Raw genomic sequence first — 14,611 nt, 5'->3', positions numbered from 1 at the left:
CCTGCCGTGTCCCAAAACCCGATTATAAATGTCGCGGCGCTGCCGCCGGGAGCGGTGAAGATAAGCGTTCTTCGCGGCGTGCGCGCTGCGCCGCCCGCATCGCCGGAACCCACCGATCCGGCCGCTTTTGCGCACGGATGCGGGCGATCGCCGGCGCTGCCGCTCTTCAACCTAACCCGAAAGAAAGAGACCATCATGAGCGACTCCTCTCCCAGCCTGAGCGCCGTCACCCGCTATGCCGAGGTGCCTGGACGGCGACTGGCCTACCGCAGCATCGGCAGCGGCCGGCCGATCGTGCTGTGCGTGCGTTTTCGCGGCACCATGGACAGCTGGGACCCCTTGTTCCTCGACAGCCTGGCCGCGCGCGGCCTGCAGGTGATCGTGTTCGACTACAGCGGCCTGGGCCTGTCCAGCGGCGAGCCGACCTACAACCCGGCCTCGCTGGCGCGCGACGCGATCGACCTGATCGCGGCCCTGGGCCTGGAGCGGGTGGTGATCGGCGGCTGGTCGGTGGGCGGCATCGCGGCCCAGATCGTGCTGGCCCAGTCGCCGCAGCTGGTGAGCCACGCGGTGCTGATCGCCACCACGCCGCCCGGCCCGCTGGCGCGCAGCGGCGAGCAGCTGTTCTACACCTTGGCCAAGCGCGACAACGGTTTCGAGGATTTCGTCGGCCTGTTCTTCGAGCCGTCCTCGCCCGCCAGCCGCGAGGCCGCCGCGCGCTCGGCCGGGCGCATCGCCCAACGCAGCGATCCCAGCCCGGCAGTGCCCCACGAATGGGCGAGACAGCAACTGGGCGACGGTCCGCGCAATCCGATGTTCCCGTCGGACGCGGTGCTGCAGGCGCTCAAGCACACCACGATACCGGTGCTGCACCTGGGCGCCGACCACGACATCGCCTTCCCGGTGGAGAACTGGTACGCGCTGAACGGCCAGCTGCCGACCCTGCACCTGGTGACCTTCCCGCGCACCGGGCACGGCCCGCAACTTGAATATCCCGAGGCGGCCGCCGGCCATATCGCCAGCTTCCTCGCCATCCCCACCGCCACCAAGGAAAACCCATGAACGCGCTGCTGCAACACATCCTCGAGGCCCACGGCGGCCTGCACCGCTGGAACGGCTTCAGCACCATGCGCGCCCACCTCTCGCAGGGCGGGGTGCTGTGGCACCTGAAGGGCAAGCCCGGCATGCTCGACGAAGTCGATGTCCAGCTCGAGCTGCACCGCCCCTGGACCTCGCACAGCCCCTTCGGCGGCGCCGGCCGGCGCAGCGCCGTGACGCCCGAGCGCGCGGCCATCGAGACCACGGAGGGCGCGCCGATCGAGGAACTACGCGATCCGCGCGCCAGCTTCGCCGGGCACGCGCTCGATACGCCGTGGAGCGACACCCAGCTCGCCTATTTCGTCGGCTATGCGATCTGGAATTACCTGACCATGCCTTTCACGCTGGCCGTGCCCGACCTGGAGATCGCCGAGCTCCCGCCGCACCAGGAAGATGGCCGCAGCCTGCGCCGCCTGCAGGTGCGCTTCCCCGAGCGCCTGGCCACGCACAGCCCGGTGCAGACTTTCTATTTTTCGGAAGACGGCCTGCTGCGCCGCCACGATTACGAGGTCGACATCAGCGGCGGCGCGCCGGCGGTCCACTACCTGTCGGACCACCTCACGGTCCAGGGCATCACCTTGCCGACCACGCACATGATCTACGTGCGCAAGCCGGACGGCAGCCACGACCCGGAACCGCTGGTGGTGTCGATCAGGCTGAGCGAGGTCGCCTTCGCCTGAAGCCGGGGCGGCTCACCATTTGCAGCCGCTGTCCTTCTTCTCCATCATGAGGTAAAGCGGGGCCAGCAGCCCGCCGGGCAGGCCATCCTTGCAGTTCCTGCGCTTGGCTGCGGAGATGCCGCGCGCCAGCTTCGATTCGGTCTGCAAGGGCGCTTCGGGGAATTGCGCCAGCGCCGTGCCCTCCTTGAAAGGGTCGCGCAAGTTGGCGTTTTCGCGCGCGATGCGTTTGGCCGCCTCCATGTCGAACTTCGGCGGCGAGTCGGCGGGTGGGGGCGGCGATTCCGGTTGCTGCACGACGAAGGGATCGGCGGGCGTCTCGCGCTGCGGCGCGGGCGGCACGGCGATGACCCGGCGCGGCGGCGCCGTGCGCGTCGGGGTGGCGGGCTGTTCGCGCTTGGGCTGGACGCGCGCTGGCGGTTCTTTTTCCGGTTCCGGCGGTGGAGGAGGCGGAGCTGGCGGGCGGATGGTGATCGCGATCGAGGTCGGCGCCGGCGGGTCGAACACCGGCGCGCCGGGCCCCAGGCCGCGATAGGCGAGCACGAACAAGGCGTGCACGGCAAGCGACACGGCGATGCCGAGAAGTAGGCGTCCGTTACCCGGACCTTGTGCGACGCTTGCTGCCAAACTCACAATACCCTCAGCTCATCTGTGTCGAAGAACGCGACAAGTGGCGCTATTTTGCCGCGAATCCTTGACCGGGTCACGCCAAAACAGCTATGATGCGTTTCTTCGGAGTGTAGCGCAGCCCGGTAGCGCATCTGCTTTGGGAGCAGAGGGTCCAAGGTTCGAATCCTTGTACTCCGACCAAGTTTCAAGAGAAAAGGCCGACAGCGAGAGTTGTCGGCCTTTTCTTTTTCCGTAACGCGCACCGCCGGCGTTCCCCGCAAAGCGGAAACGCCGGCTGTGTCGCTTCAGGCCGCCCGCTTGGCCGCGATCGCGTTGCCCGCGCGGCTGACGCTCTTGCGGCCCAGTTTCTCCGAGATGAACAGGCCGGTGTCGACCACCGCGTCCAGGTCCACGCCGGTCTCGATCCCCAGCCCCTGCATCAGGTAGAGCACGTCCTCGGTCGCGACGTTGCCGGTGGCGCCCTTGGCGAAGGGGCAGCCGCCCAGGCCCGCCACCGAGGAGTGGAAGATCGCCACGCCCACTTCCATGGCCGCGTAGATGTTGGCCAGGGCCTGGCCGTAGGTGTCGTGGAAGTGGCCCGACAGCTTCTCGATCGGGAATTCACGGGCGGCGCGCAGCATCACCGCCTGGGTCTTGCGCGCGGTCGAGACGCCGATGGTGTCGGCGATGTCGATCTCGTCGCAGCCGAGGTCGCGCATGCGCGCCACCACGTCGGCCACCGCGTCCAGCGGCACCTCGCCCTGGTAGGGGCAGCCGAAGGCGGTGCTGATCGAGCCGCGCAGGCGCAGGCCGTGCTCCTTGGCGGCCTTGGCCACCGGCTCGAAGCGCTTGATCGACTCGGCGATCGAGCAGTTGATGTTCTTCTGCGAGAAGGCTTCCGAGGCGGCGCCGAACACCACCACTTCGTCTGCCTTGCCGGCCAGCGCGGCCTCGAAGCCCTGCATGTTCGGCACCAGGGCCGAGTAGATCACGCCCGGGCGGCGCTCGATGCGCGCCAGCACCTCGGCGCTGGTGGCCATCTGCGGCACCCACTTGGGCGAGACGAAGGCCGCCGCTTCGACGTTGGCGAAGCCGGCGCGCGCCAGGCGCTCGACCAGTTCCACCTTGACCTCGGCGCTCATGGCTTCCTTCTCGTTCTGCAGGCCGTCGCGCGGCCCCACTTCGACGATCTTGACCTTTTTCGGCAGGTCGGCTTGCTGGTTCATGTCAGTATCCTAGGCTGCGGTCGACCAGGTCGTCGACCGGTTGGCCGCTCTCCAGCGCCGCGATCTTGTCGGCGATCTGGCGCACGGCGTCGTGGCGCATGGTCAGCGCCGAAATGTGCGGGGTGATGGAAATGCGCGGCTCGTTCCAGAAAGGGTGCGGCGCCGGCAGCGGCTCGTGGCGGAACACGTCGAGCGTGGCGCCGGCGATGTGGCCGGAGCGGATCAGGGTCATCAGATCGGGCTCGGCGATGATGGCGCCGCGCGAGACGTTGATGAGGTAGGCGCCCGGCTGCAGCTTGCCCAGGTTGTGGCGGTCCAGCAGGTTGGCCGTGTCCGGGGTCAGCGGCAGCATGCTGACCAGCACCCGGGTGCCGCGCAGGAAGGGGTCCAGCCCCTCCATGCCGGCATAGGTCTCCACGCCCGGGATGTCCTTGGGCGTGCGGCTCCAGCCGCGCACCGGGAAGCCGAAATGGCGCATCGCCTCGACCACCGGCTGCCCCAGCTTGCCCAGGCCCATGACGCCGACCGCGAATTCCTCCTTCGGGATCTGCGGCAGCGGGTTCCAGGCCCCGTGGCGCGCCTGCTGCTCGTATTCGTCGAAGCGGCGGAAGTAACGCAGCACCGCGTGCGTCACGTACTCCGCCATCTGCACGCCCATGCCGGCGTCGCCCAGGCGGATCAGGGGCACGTCGGGCAGCGCTTCGCCGAACTTGAGCAGGGCGTCCACGCCGGCGCCCATCAGGAAGATCGCCTTGACTTGTGCGAGCTGCTCGAGCAGGCCCAGGGCAGGGTTCCACAGCACCGCGTAGTCGCAGGGCGGCAGGACCTGGCCTTCCTTCCACGTCACCGCCTCCACCTGCGGCATGACGCCCTCGAATTCGCGCACCCACGGCTCGACCACACCGTCTCCACGGTACAGCAGTATGCGCATGTCTCCCCCTCTTCTTGTTGTCAGGGTTACGCCGCCTTGAATGCGAGCAGCGGCGCGCCGTCCGCCACCTGGTCGCCGACCTGGTACAGCACTTCTTCCACCAGGCCGTCGCTCGGCGCGGAAATCGTGTGTTCCATCTTCATCGCTTCCATGATCACCAGCGGCTCGCCCTTCTTCACCTGGGTTCCGGACGAAGCCAGCACCGCGACCACCTTGCCCGGCATCGGGGCCGTCAGCCGACCGCCGGCCGTTTCTTGCTCGCCGGCGTGCGCCATCGGGTCATTGTACGACAGGGTGTAATGGCGGCCCCCGGTGAACACGTGGAACAGTTCGCCGTCCCTGCGCACGCTGCCGTGCAGCGAGGTCTCGCCCACCCGCAGCGACAGTTCGGCGCCGGCGCTGGCCACCAGCTCGACTTTTTCGCGGCGGCCGTCCAGGTCGATCTCCCAGCCGTCATGGCGGTAGGTCAGGCCGAGCCGGTAGGCGCCTTCGCCGGTGAATTCGTCGCGCAGGGACAGCAGGCGGCGGTAGTCGCCGTTCATGCGCCAGCCGCGCGCCTGGCTCCAGGGGTCGGCCGGGTTGGCCCCGCCAGGCACGGTCTCGCCCAGCGACAGCGAGAGCGCGGCCAGGGCCAGGGCGCCCAGCGGGGCCGGTCCGGGCGGCGGGAACAGGGCGGCGCTGTTGCGTTCGATCAAGCCGGTGTCCAGGTCGGCCGTCGAGAAGGCCTCGCCATCGACCAGTCGCTTCAGGAAGGCGATGTTGGTGGCCAGGCCGACGATGCGGAACTCGGCCAGGGCCTGCGACAGGCGCGCCAGGGCCTGGGTGCGGTCCGCGCCCCAGACGATGAGCTTGGCGATCATCGGGTCGTAGAAGGGCGAGATGGCGTCGCCTTCGCGCACGCCGGAATCGACCCGCACGGCGGCCGGGTTGGCGCCGTCGGCGCCCAGCTCGAACTCGACGGCGCGCGGCGCGTCCATGTGGCGCAGCAGGCCGATCGAGGGCAGGAAGCCCTTTTCCGGGTTCTCGGCATAGACCCGCGCCTCGATCGCGTGGCCGTGGATGCCCAGCTCGTGCTGCTTCTTCGGCAGCGGCTGGCCAGCCGCCACGCGCAGCTGCCACTCGACCAGGTCGGTCCCGGTGATCATCTCGGTGACCGGGTGCTCGACCTGCAGACGGGTGTTCATCTCCATGAAGTAGAAGGAGCCGTCCTGGTTGGCGATGAACTCCACCGTGCCGGCGCCCACGTAGCCCACCGCGCGCGCCGCGTTGACGGCCGCCTCGCCCATGGCCGCGCGGCGGTCCTGGGTCATGCCGGGGGCCGGCGCTTCTTCCAGCACCTTCTGGTGGCGGCGCTGCACCGAGCAGTCGCGCTCGTGCAGGTAGACGCAGTTGCCGTGGGTGTCGGCGAACACCTGGATCTCGATGTGGCGCGGACGGATCAGGTATTTCTCGACCAGCACCTTGTCGTCGCCGAAGGAGCTGATCGCTTCGCGCTTGCAGGAAGCCAGCGCGGCCTCGAAATCTTCCGAGCGCTCGACCACGCGCATGCCCTTGCCGCCGCCGCCGGCGCTGGCCTTGAGCAGCACCGGGTAGCCGATCCGGTCGGCCTGCTGGCGCAGGAAGGCGGGATCCTGCTCGTCGCCGTGGTAGCCCGGCACCAGCGGCACGTTCGCGCCTTCCATCAGCTGCTTGGCGGCCGATTTCGATCCCATCGCGCGCATCGAGGACCCCGGCGGGCCGATGAAGACCAGGCCGGCGGCCTGCACCGCTTCCGCGAACTCCGCGTTCTCGGACAGGAAGCCGTAGCCCGGATGGATGGCCTGGGCGCCGGTGGCCTTGGCCACCTCGATGATCTTGTCGCCGCGCAGGTAGCTGTCCTTGGCCGCGGCGGGGCCGATCAGGACCGCCTCATCGCACACCGCCACGTGCTTGGCGCCGGCATCGGCCTCCGAGTAGACGGCCACGGTACGGATGCCCATGCGGCGCGCGGTGGCGGCGATGCGGCAGGCGATTTCGCCACGGTTGGCGATGAGGATCTTGGTGAACATGCGGGTTGTCTTTCGCTTATGGTTGTTCGTGAGTGTCGTGGGCGCGGCCGTGTCTCCCCGGCCGCGCGGGCGCTGCCAGCCTGGATCAGCAGCCGCAGGCTTCCTTCGGCGCCGATTCCAGCGTGGCGGCGCGGGTCTTCAGGCCGAGCTTGTCCAGCAGCGCGCGGTCGTCGTCCGCTTCCGGGTTGCCGGTGGTGAGCAGCTTGTCGCCGTAGAAGATCGAGTTGGCGCCGGCCATGAAGCACATCGCCTGCACCGCCTCTCCCAGCTCGCGGCGGCCGGCCGACAGGCGCACGCGCGCCTGCGGCATGGTGATGCGGGCCACGGCGATGGTGCGCACGAACTCCAGCGGATCGAGCTTGTCGATGCCGTGCAGCGGGGTGCCTTCCACCTGCACCAGGTGGTTGATCGGCACCGATTCCGGGTAGGGGTTCAGGTTGGCCAGCTGCGAGATCAGGCCGGCGCGCTGCTCGCGCGTCTCGCCCATGCCGACGATGCCGCCGCAGCAGACCTTCAGGCCGGCCTGGCGCACGCGGCCCAGCGTGTCCAGGCGGTCCTGGTATTCGCGGGTCGAGATCACGTTGTTGTAGAAGTCCGGCGCGGTGTCGATGTTGTGGTTGTAGTAGTCCAGGCCCGCCTTCTTAAGCTGTTCGGCCTGGCCTTCTTCCAGCATGCCCAGGGTGGCGCAGGTTTCCAGGCCCAGGGCCTTCACTTCGCGCACCATGTTCTCGACCTTTTCCATGTCGCGCTCCTTCGGGCTGCGCCAGGCGGCGCCCATGCAGAAGCGGGTGGCGCCGCTGGCCTTGGCCTGGCGCGCCGCGTCCAGCACGGTGTCGAGGTCGAGGATCTTCTTGGCCTCCACGCCGGTGTCGTAGCGCGCGGCCTGGGGGCAGTAGCCGCAGTCCTCTTCGCAGCCGCCCGTCTTGATCGACAGCAGGGTCGCTAGTTCGACGTCGCCGTCCGGGAAGCTGGCGCGGTGCGCGGTCTGGGCGCGGTGCATCAGCTCGGGGAAGGGCAGCTCGAACAGAGCGAGCACGTCGGCCACGGGCCAGGTCGCGTTCTCGGCCTGCTTGATCGGGGCCACGGGGCGGTGCAGGGCGACGGTGTTCATGTTGGACATGGGTGTTTCCTTCTAGGTCTGGACGCGCGGGGAGGGCCAGCCAGGCAGCCCCGCAAGATCGATGAATTCGGCCGCCGCGGCGGCCGTGGGTTGTTCGAGGCGCGGCACGTGGCCCAGCAGCGGCGCGGGAATGCGCTGCTCCAGGGCTTCGATGTTCTCCCGCATGAAGCGCATGTCCGGGTCGGCCGTGTTGGCGACCCAGCCGGCCAGCACCAGGCCGCGCGCGACGATGGCTTCGACGGTGAGCAGCGCGTGGCTGATGCAGCCCAGCCGCAGGCCCACCACCAGGATCACCGGCAGGTTGAGCTGGGCGGCCAGGTCGGCGCTGTCGAAGTCGTCGTTGAAAGGCACGCGAAAGCCGCCTACGCCCTCGACCACCACCGCGTCGGAGGCGGCCTGGATCTCGGCATAGGCGGCGATGATCGGCACCGGGTCGATGCGAACGCCTTCGCGCGCGGCGGCGATGTGGGGCGCGGCCGGTTCGCGCAGCATGTAGGGCGTGGTGATCGAGGACGGCAGGTTGACGTTGCCGGCGGCGGCCAGCATGTCGGCGTCCTCGTTGTGCAGGCGGCCGTCACGCATCTCGGCGCCGGCCGCCACCGGCTTCATGCCGCAGGCGCGCCGGCCGCTGCTCACCAGCTTGTGCAGGATGGCGGCCGAGACCAGGGTCTTGCCGATCTCGGTGTCGGTGCCGGTGACGAAGCAGCAGAAGCGCGGCGGCTTGTTCTCGACGGCGCGCGGCTCCGGCTGCGGCTCGGCGGCGACGCGGCGCTGCGTCGCTTTCGGCGCGGCCAGCGGCGCGGCCACCGCTTGCTCGGGTTCGTTCAGGTTCTTCATGGTGCGGTCTTTTCCAGTTCGTTGAGTGCGCGCGCCAGCCTCGCCACCTCATCGAAGGTGTGCGCGGCCGACAGGGTCACGCGCAGGCGCGCCGTGCCCGGCGCCACGGTCGGCGGACGGATCGCGGGCACCCACAGGCCCTGCTCGTGCAGGGCGGCGGCCACGCGCAGCGCGTCCTCGTTGGCGCCGATCACGACCGGCTGGATCGCCGTGTTCGACGCCATCAGGCGCCAGTCGCGCAGGCGCAGGGCGTCCCGCAGCTGCGCCACCAGCGCGCCCAGGTGGGCGCGCCGTTCGGCGCCTTCGGGACCCGCAATGATATCAAGGCTGGCCTGCAGGGCATGGGCCAGGGCGGGCGGGGCGGCCGTGGTGTAGATGTAGGGCCTTGCGCGCTGCACCAGCAGCTCGATCACGCTGGCATGGGCCGCGATGAAGGCGCCGCCCACGCCGGCTGCCTTGCCGAGCGTGCCCATGTAGACCAGGTTGGGCGAGCGCAGGCCGAAGTGCTCGAGCGCCCCGCGGCCGTTCTCGCCCAGCACGCCGAAGCCGTGGGCGTCGTCCACCACCAGCCAGGCGCCGTGGCGTTCGCACAGGGCCAGCAGTTCGGGCAGGGGAGCGAGATTGCCGTCCATGCTGAACACGCTGTCGGTGACCACGATCTTCGTGGCCGCCCTGCTGTCGGCGAGCTGGCGTTCGAGCGCCGCGACCTCGCCGTGCGGGTAGACGCTGACGCCGGCCTTCGCCAGGCGCGCGCCGTCGATCAGGGAGGCGTGGTTGAGCGCTTCCGAGAAGATCATCGCGTCGGCGTCGGCCCCGAACGCGGTGAGCACCGCCAGGTTGGCCATGTAGCCGGTGCACAGGTAGAGCGCGCGCGGCTGTTCGAGGTGGGGGGCCATCCAGCCGGCCAGGCGTTCTTCCAACAGCGCGTGGGCGCGGCTGTGGCCACTGACAAGGTGCGAGGCGCCGCTGCCGGCGCCGTAGCGCGACGCGCCCTCGCGCAAGGCCTCCACCACCTGCGGATGCGCGGCCAGGCCCAGGTAGTCGTTGCTGCAGAAGGCCAGCATGGGACGGCCGTCCACCACCTGCCGCGGCGCGCAGGCGCTGTCCGCCACGCGCAGCTTGCGGGTCAAGCTCTGCTCGGCCAGTTGCCCGAGCTTGCGGTCGATGCCTGCGATCAGATCCATCATGGCCTCAACCCGCGATCACCGATTCGAACACCTTCTGCGTGCGCGCGGCCAGGCCGGCGACTTCCTCGTCGTCCAGCACGTAGGGCGGCATCAGGTAGACGGTGCGGCCGATCGGGCGCAGCAGCAGCTCGTTTTCCACGGCGGTGCTGAAGAAACGGCGCGCGAAGGTGGAGGCGCGCTGCGGGTGCGGCTCGACGGCGTCGAAGGCGAAGATCATGCCGCGCTGGCGGAAGTGGCGCGCGCGCTCGTGCTCGGCCAGCGGGGCCAGGGCCACGGTCAGCCTGGTGGCCAGCTCGCGGTTGCGCGCCAGGACATCGTCGTCGCGGAAGATGTCGAGCGTGGCCAGGGCCGCGCGGCAGGCCAGCGGATTGCCGGTGTAGGAATGCGAGTGCAGGAAGCCGCGCGTGATGTCCTCGCTGTAGAAGGACTGGTAGATTTCGTCGGTGCTCAGCACCAGCGAAAGCGGCAGGTAGCCGCCGCTGATGCCCTTGGACAGGCACAGGAAGTCCGGCCAGATCGCCGCCTGCTCGCAGGCGAAGAAGGTGCCGGTGCGGCCGCAGCCGACCGCGATCTCGTCGGCGATCAGGTGCACGTGGTGCTGGTCGCACAGCTCGCGCAGCAGCTCCAGGTAGAGCGGGTCGTACATCGCCATGCCGGTCGCGCACTGCACCAGCGGCTCGACGATGATGGCGGCGATGCGCTCGCCGCGCTGCTCGAACAAGGCCTTGACCTCGGCGATGGCGCGGCGCGCCACGTCCTGGGCCGATTCGCCCTCGGCGGCGTTGCGCGCGTCCGGCGCCGGCACCACGTGCGAGGCCTTGAGCAGGGGGCCGTAGGCGTCCTTGAACAGGGGCACGTCGGTGACGGCCAGGGCGCCGATGGTCTCGCCGTGGTAGCTGCCCTGCAGGCAGACGAACTCCTGCTTGTTCGGGTAGCCTGCATTGCGCCAGGCGTGGAAGGACATCTTCATCGCGATCTCGACCGCCGAGGCGCCGTCCGAGGCGTAGAAGGCGTGGCCGAGGGCGTGGCCGGTCAGCTCGGCCAGGCGCTCCGACAGCTCGATCACCGGCTCGTGGGTGAAGCCGGCCAGCATGGCGTGCTCGAGGCGGTCGAGCTGGTCCTTCAGGGCCGCGTTGATGCGCGGGTTGGCGTGGCCGAACAGGTTGACCCACCAGGAGCTGATGCCGTCCAGGTAGCGCCGGCCCTCGTGGTCGTAGAGCCAGGCGCCTTGCGCGCGGCTGACGGCGATCAGGGGCACCTCCTCGTGGTGCTGCATCTGGGTGCACGGGTGCCACACGCTGCGCAGGCTGCGTGCGATCCAATCGGAGGAGGTCTGTTGCTTCATCATCTCAGTACTTCAAGTCAGCCACGAGGGCTTGCGTTTTTCAAGGAAGGAGGCCACGCCCTCGCGCCCTTCGAGCGAGGCGCGGATGGCGGCGATGCGGCCGGCGGTGTCCGCCAGCAGGGCGTCGTTCACCGGCTGGCCGACGATCTCGCGCACCAGGGCCTTGGCTTCGCGCACCGCGTTCGGGCTGTTGTTGACCAGGTTGTTGACGATGCCCGCCACCGTGGCGTCGAGCTGTTCGGCCGCCACCACCTCGTGGGCGAAGCCGATGCGGCGCGCCTCCGGGGCGTCGAAACGCTCGGCGGTGAGGAAGTAGCGGCGCGCCGCCTGTTCGCCCATGGCCTTGATCACATAGGGCGAGATGGTGGCCGGGATCAGGCCCAGCTTCACTTCGGACAGGCAGAAATGGGCCACCTCGCTGGCGACCACGATGTCGCAGGCCGCCACCAGGCCCATGCCGCCGGCGTAGCAGTCACCCTGGACCTTGGCCACGGTGGGCTTGGGGCAGAGGTAGATGGTGCGCAGCATGTCGGCCAGGCGCATCGCGTCTTCCTGGTTCTCGCTGTGCGAGTAGCCGGCCATCTTCTTCATCCAGTTCAGGTCCGCGCCGGCGCAGAAGGCCGGGCCGTTGGCGGCCAGCACGATGGCGCGCACCGTATCGATGCGTCCGAGTTCGTCGAAGGCCAGGGCCAGCTCGGCGATGGCCTGTTCGTTGAAGGCATTGCGCAGTTCCGGGCGGTTCAGGGTGACGGCGGCCACCTTGTCGTCGATGGCGACGGTCAGGGTCTGGTAATCCATGCTCGTCTCCTTACATGCGGAACACGCCGAACTTCGTGTCCTCGATCGGCTTGTTGAGCGCCGCCGAGAGGCCCAGGCCCAGCACCATGCGGGTGTCGGCCGGGTCGATCACGCCGTCGTCCCACAGGCGCGCCGAGGCGTAGTAGGGGTGGCCCTGGTGTTCGTACTGCTCCTTGATCGGCTGCTTGAACGCGGCTTCTTCCTCGGGCGACCAGTTGCCGCCCTTGGCTTCGATGCCGTCGCGCTTGACGGTGGCCAGCACTGAGGCGGCCTGGTCGCCGCCCATCACCGAGATGCGCGCGTTCGGCCACATCCACAGGAAGCGCGGCGAGAAAGCGCGGCCGCACATGCCGTAGTTGCCGGCGCCGAAGGAGCCGCCGATGATGACGGTGAACTTCGGCACCGAGGCGGTGGCCACGGCCGTCACCATCTTGGCGCCGTTGCGGGCGATGCCTTCGTTCTCGTACTTGCGGCCGACCATGAAGCCGGTGATGTTCTGCAGGAAGACCAGCGGGATCTTGCGCTGGCAGCACAGCTCGATGAAGTGGGTGCCCTTGAGCGCCGACTCCGAGAACAGGATGCCGTTGTTGGCGATGATGCCGACCTTCATGCCGTAGATGTGGGCGAAGCCGCACACCAGGGTGGTGCCGTAGCGCGCCTTGAACTCATCGAACTCGCTGCCGTCGACCACGCGCGCGATCACTTCGCGCACGTCGAAGGGCTTGCGGGTGTCGACGGGGATCACGCCATACAGTTCTTCCGGCGCGTACTTGGGCTCCACGCTTTCGCGCAGCACGCCCTGGACCGGCTTGCCGCGGTTCAGGTTGGAGACGATGTTACGCGCCAGCGAGAGGGCGTGCAGGTCGTTCTGCGCCAGGTGGTCGGCCACGCCCGACAGGCGGGTGTGGACGTCGCCGCCGCCCAGGTCCTCGGCGCTCACCACCTCGCCGGTGGCCGCCTTCACCAGGGGAGGGCCGCCCAGGAAGATGGTGCCCTGTTCCTTGACGATGATCGACTCGTCGCTCATGGCCGGCACGTAGGCGCCGCCGGCGGTGCAGGAACCCATCACCACCGCGATCTGGGGAATGCCCTTGGCCGACATGTTGGCCTGGTTGTAGAAGATGCGGCCGAAGTGGTCGCGGTCGGGGAACACGTCGTCCTGGTTCGGCAGGTTGGCGCCGCCCGAGTCGACCAGGTAGATGCAGGGCAGGTTGTTCTGCTCGGCGATCTCCTGGGCGCGCAGGTGCTTCTTGACCGTCATCGGGTAATAGGTGCCGCCCTTGACGGTGGCGTCGTTACAGACGATCACGCATTCCTGGCCGGCCACGCGGCCGATGCCGGTGATGATGCCGGCCGCCGGCGCCGCATTGTCATACATCTCGTAGGCGGCCAGCTGGGAGAACTCGAGGAAGGGCGTGCCGGGGTCGAGCAGATTCTCCACGCGCTCGCGCGGCAGCAGCTTGCCGCGCGCGACGTGCTTGGCGCTCGCCGCTTCGCCGCCGCCCTTGGCCATCAGCGCGACCTTGGCGCGCAGGTCGTCCACCACCGCCTGCATGGCGGCGGCGTTAACCTTGAAATCCTCGCTGCGCGGGTTGAGTTTGCTCTCGATCTGGGGCATGTGCCGTCCTCACTGTCTCTGCTCTATTTTTTCTCGGGGAAACTGCCGTCCAGGTAGTACCAGCGCGGGGCGCCGCTGTCCGGATCGGGTTCGCGCAGGAAGCGGCTCACCTCGTGCAGCCGGTGCGCGCGTCCGCCGACCTTGAAACGGGCGACGAATTCGACCGTGTCGGAGTCTGGATCGTCCGGCAAATTTACTTTACGTTGACGTAAACGTAAAGCAGATTTTACCTCAAGCCCGAGCCAGCGGATCGGCTCTTTCTCATCGATGACCGCCTCCGCGGGACGGGTGCTGGGATGCCAGGTCGACAACAAATACGGCTCGTCCTTCAGCACATAGGCCGTATACCGCGAGCGCATCAGGGTCTCGGCCGTTGGCGGCAGCGCCGCGCCCGAGAGGAAAGGGGCGCAGCAGGTGTCGAAAGCAGGGCCGCCGCAGGGGCAGGTGGAAGAGGCAGGGCGGGTAGACATGGCGGCAATTATCCGCGATTTCACGCAAGGCCGAGAGCCGTGGAGCGGAAAGCGCGCAATCGGCATATGCACGATGATTGTGGTCGGTTCGCCTTTTAAGGCGGGTTTGTTATTGCGACGACAAGCAAGGCGTCGATTTGTTTGATGTCGACGACAAAAATCTACCCAAAATAGGTAGACTTGTAGGAGGGGCGATCTCCATCGCGACGCATCGTTCAGGGAATCGCATTTCACGCTGTAAACCAACGGAATATGCTGAAACAGCGCCTAGAGGCGGAACTTAAGGCAAGGGGCACCAAGAAATGACCAAACGCGATATCTTCTCTGAGCTGAGGGAAGGCTTTGACGCCTTGGAAGGCGAGCGTCAGGGAAAGGCGACGCTGCGCACGACGGAAGTCGAATTCAAAGCTGCTCCGGAAATGACCCCCGAGAAAGTTCGCGCAGTGCGCAGGAAGCTGCATGTTTCCCAGCCTGTATTCGCACGCTACCTTCGTATCAAACTTCAAACCGTGAAGAATTGGGAACAGGGCATCTCCAAGCCGAATGATCAGGCAGCCATCCTCATCAGCCTGATCGAGCGCAATCCCAAACTGCTCGAAGAAATCGCAGCGCTCTGAGGCCCAGGCGAGCGCGAAAGCGTACTGTGC

Annotated in this window: 14 protein-coding genes and 1 tRNA gene; 4 read left to right on the top strand and 11 right to left on the bottom strand. The window is 68.2% G+C overall.

Features of this window, described 5'->3' with window-relative positions; all coding sequences use genetic code 11:
• The first annotated feature begins 195 nt into the window (after window positions 1-195).
• On the top strand, window positions 196-1,062 hold the full coding sequence (locus tag B0920_RS23415; protein WP_078035104.1) for an alpha/beta fold hydrolase: 867 nt from the start codon (window positions 196-198) through the stop codon (window positions 1,060-1,062).
• Entirely contained in the window at window positions 1,059-1,778 is a 720-nt protein-coding gene (locus B0920_RS23410) for a hypothetical protein (protein ID WP_078035103.1), read from the top strand. Before B0920_RS23415 ends, B0920_RS23410 begins: the two co-directional genes overlap by 4 nt.
• A gap of 12 nt (window positions 1,779-1,790) precedes the next feature.
• On the opposite strand, the gene B0920_RS23405 is transcribed toward B0920_RS23410, so the two are convergent.
• On the bottom strand, window positions 1,791-2,345 hold the full coding sequence (locus B0920_RS23405; protein ID WP_078035102.1) for a hypothetical protein: 555 nt from the start codon (window positions 2,343-2,345) through the stop codon (window positions 1,791-1,793).
• A 163-nt stretch (window positions 2,346-2,508) separates the two neighbouring features.
• Between B0920_RS23405 and B0920_RS23400 the strand changes: the two genes are divergently transcribed.
• Window positions 2,509-2,585, top strand: a tRNA-Pro gene (locus B0920_RS23400).
• 104 nt (window positions 2,586-2,689) lie between these two features.
• On the opposite strand, the gene B0920_RS23395 is transcribed toward B0920_RS23400, so the two are convergent.
• The 10 genes from B0920_RS23395 to B0920_RS23350 all read right to left on the bottom strand — a co-directional run bounded on the left by B0920_RS23395 (window position 2,690) and on the right by B0920_RS23350 (window position 13,964).
• Window positions 2,690-3,610: a hydroxymethylglutaryl-CoA lyase gene (locus B0920_RS23395; RefSeq protein WP_078035101.1), complete on the bottom strand. Its 921-nt coding sequence runs from the start codon at window positions 3,608-3,610 to the stop codon at window positions 2,690-2,692.
• A gap of 1 nt (window position 3,611) precedes the next feature.
• Window positions 3,612-4,541 (bottom strand): glyoxylate/hydroxypyruvate reductase A, encoded by a 930-nt coding sequence (locus B0920_RS23390; RefSeq protein WP_078035100.1) that lies wholly within the window; start codon window positions 4,539-4,541, stop codon window positions 3,612-3,614.
• 26 nt (window positions 4,542-4,567) lie between these two features.
• Window positions 4,568-6,589: an acetyl/propionyl/methylcrotonyl-CoA carboxylase subunit alpha gene (locus B0920_RS23385; RefSeq protein WP_078035099.1), complete on the bottom strand. Its 2,022-nt coding sequence runs from the start codon at window positions 6,587-6,589 to the stop codon at window positions 4,568-4,570.
• Between the two features lie 85 nt (window positions 6,590-6,674).
• Window positions 6,675-7,700 carry a biotin synthase BioB gene (bioB, locus tag B0920_RS23380; protein ID WP_078035335.1) on the bottom strand — a complete coding sequence of 342 codons (1,026 nt, stop codon included), beginning with the start codon at window positions 7,698-7,700 and terminating at the stop codon, window positions 6,675-6,677.
• Between the two features lie 21 nt (window positions 7,701-7,721).
• Window positions 7,722-8,546 carry a dethiobiotin synthase gene (bioD, locus tag B0920_RS23375; protein ID WP_078035098.1) on the bottom strand — a complete coding sequence of 275 codons (825 nt, stop codon included), beginning with the start codon at window positions 8,544-8,546 and terminating at the stop codon, window positions 7,722-7,724.
• Entirely contained in the window at window positions 8,543-9,730 is a 1,188-nt protein-coding gene (gene bioF, locus B0920_RS23370; protein WP_078035097.1) for an 8-amino-7-oxononanoate synthase, read from the bottom strand. Before bioF ends, bioD begins: the two co-directional genes overlap by 4 nt.
• 7 nt (window positions 9,731-9,737) lie before the next feature.
• Entirely contained in the window at window positions 9,738-11,078 is a 1,341-nt protein-coding gene (bioA, locus tag B0920_RS23365; protein WP_078035334.1) for an adenosylmethionine--8-amino-7-oxononanoate transaminase, read from the bottom strand.
• 12 nt (window positions 11,079-11,090) lie between these two features.
• Entirely contained in the window at window positions 11,091-11,876 is a 786-nt protein-coding gene (locus tag B0920_RS23360) for an enoyl-CoA hydratase/isomerase family protein (RefSeq protein ID WP_078035096.1), read from the bottom strand.
• A 10-nt stretch (window positions 11,877-11,886) separates the two neighbouring features.
• Entirely contained in the window at window positions 11,887-13,494 is a 1,608-nt protein-coding gene (locus B0920_RS23355) for a carboxyl transferase domain-containing protein (RefSeq protein ID WP_078035095.1), read from the bottom strand.
• Window positions 13,495-13,517: 23 nt separating this feature from the next.
• Window positions 13,518-13,964, bottom strand: coding sequence for a YchJ family protein (locus B0920_RS23350; RefSeq protein WP_078035094.1), 447 nt, complete (start codon window positions 13,962-13,964; stop codon window positions 13,518-13,520).
• A 302-nt stretch (window positions 13,965-14,266) separates the two neighbouring features.
• Here B0920_RS23350 and B0920_RS23345 point away from each other — a divergent pair, with 302 nt between their 5' ends.
• A complete protein-coding gene (locus B0920_RS23345) occupies window positions 14,267-14,581 on the top strand; it encodes a DNA-binding transcriptional regulator (RefSeq protein WP_078035093.1) in 315 nt (104 codons plus the stop codon).
• The last annotated feature ends 30 nt before the right edge of the window (window positions 14,582-14,611 follow it).

This window comes from Massilia sp. KIM (genome assembly GCF_002007115.1).
Classification (GTDB): Bacteria; Pseudomonadota; Gammaproteobacteria; order Burkholderiales; family Burkholderiaceae_D; genus Telluria.
The sequence above is the reverse complement of the archived record's forward strand: the minus strand, read 5'-3'. Positions and strand labels throughout refer to the sequence as shown.

Coding starts and splice junctions, on each gene's coding strand:
- B0920_RS23415 (WP_078035104.1), top strand. CDS start 196: ATGAGCGACTCCTCTCCCAGCCTGAGCGCCGTCACCCGCTATGCCGAG.
- B0920_RS23410 (WP_078035103.1), top strand. CDS start 1,059: ATGAACGCGCTGCTGCAACACATCCTCGAGGCCCACGGCGGCCTGCAC.
- B0920_RS23395 (WP_078035101.1), bottom strand. CDS start 3,610: ATGAACCAGCAAGCCGACCTGCCGAAAAAGGTCAAGATCGTCGAAGTG.
- B0920_RS23390 (WP_078035100.1), bottom strand. CDS start 4,541: ATGCGCATACTGCTGTACCGTGGAGACGGTGTGGTCGAGCCGTGGGTG.
- B0920_RS23385 (WP_078035099.1), bottom strand. CDS start 6,589: ATGTTCACCAAGATCCTCATCGCCAACCGTGGCGAAATCGCCTGCCGC.
- bioB (WP_078035335.1), bottom strand. CDS start 7,700: ATGAACACCGTCGCCCTGCACCGCCCCGTGGCCCCGATCAAGCAGGCC.
- bioD (WP_078035098.1), bottom strand. CDS start 8,546: ATGAAGAACCTGAACGAACCCGAGCAAGCGGTGGCCGCGCCGCTGGCC.
- bioF (WP_078035097.1), bottom strand. CDS start 9,730: ATGGATCTGATCGCAGGCATCGACCGCAAGCTCGGGCAACTGGCCGAG.
- bioA (WP_078035334.1), bottom strand. CDS start 11,078: ATGAAGCAACAGACCTCCTCCGATTGGATCGCACGCAGCCTGCGCAGC.
- B0920_RS23360 (WP_078035096.1), bottom strand. CDS start 11,876: ATGGATTACCAGACCCTGACCGTCGCCATCGACGACAAGGTGGCCGCC.
- B0920_RS23355 (WP_078035095.1), bottom strand. CDS start 13,494: ATGCCCCAGATCGAGAGCAAACTCAACCCGCGCAGCGAGGATTTCAAG.
- B0920_RS23350 (WP_078035094.1), bottom strand. CDS start 13,964: ATGTCTACCCGCCCTGCCTCTTCCACCTGCCCCTGCGGCGGCCCTGCT.
- B0920_RS23345 (WP_078035093.1), top strand. CDS start 14,267: ATGACCAAACGCGATATCTTCTCTGAGCTGAGGGAAGGCTTTGACGCC.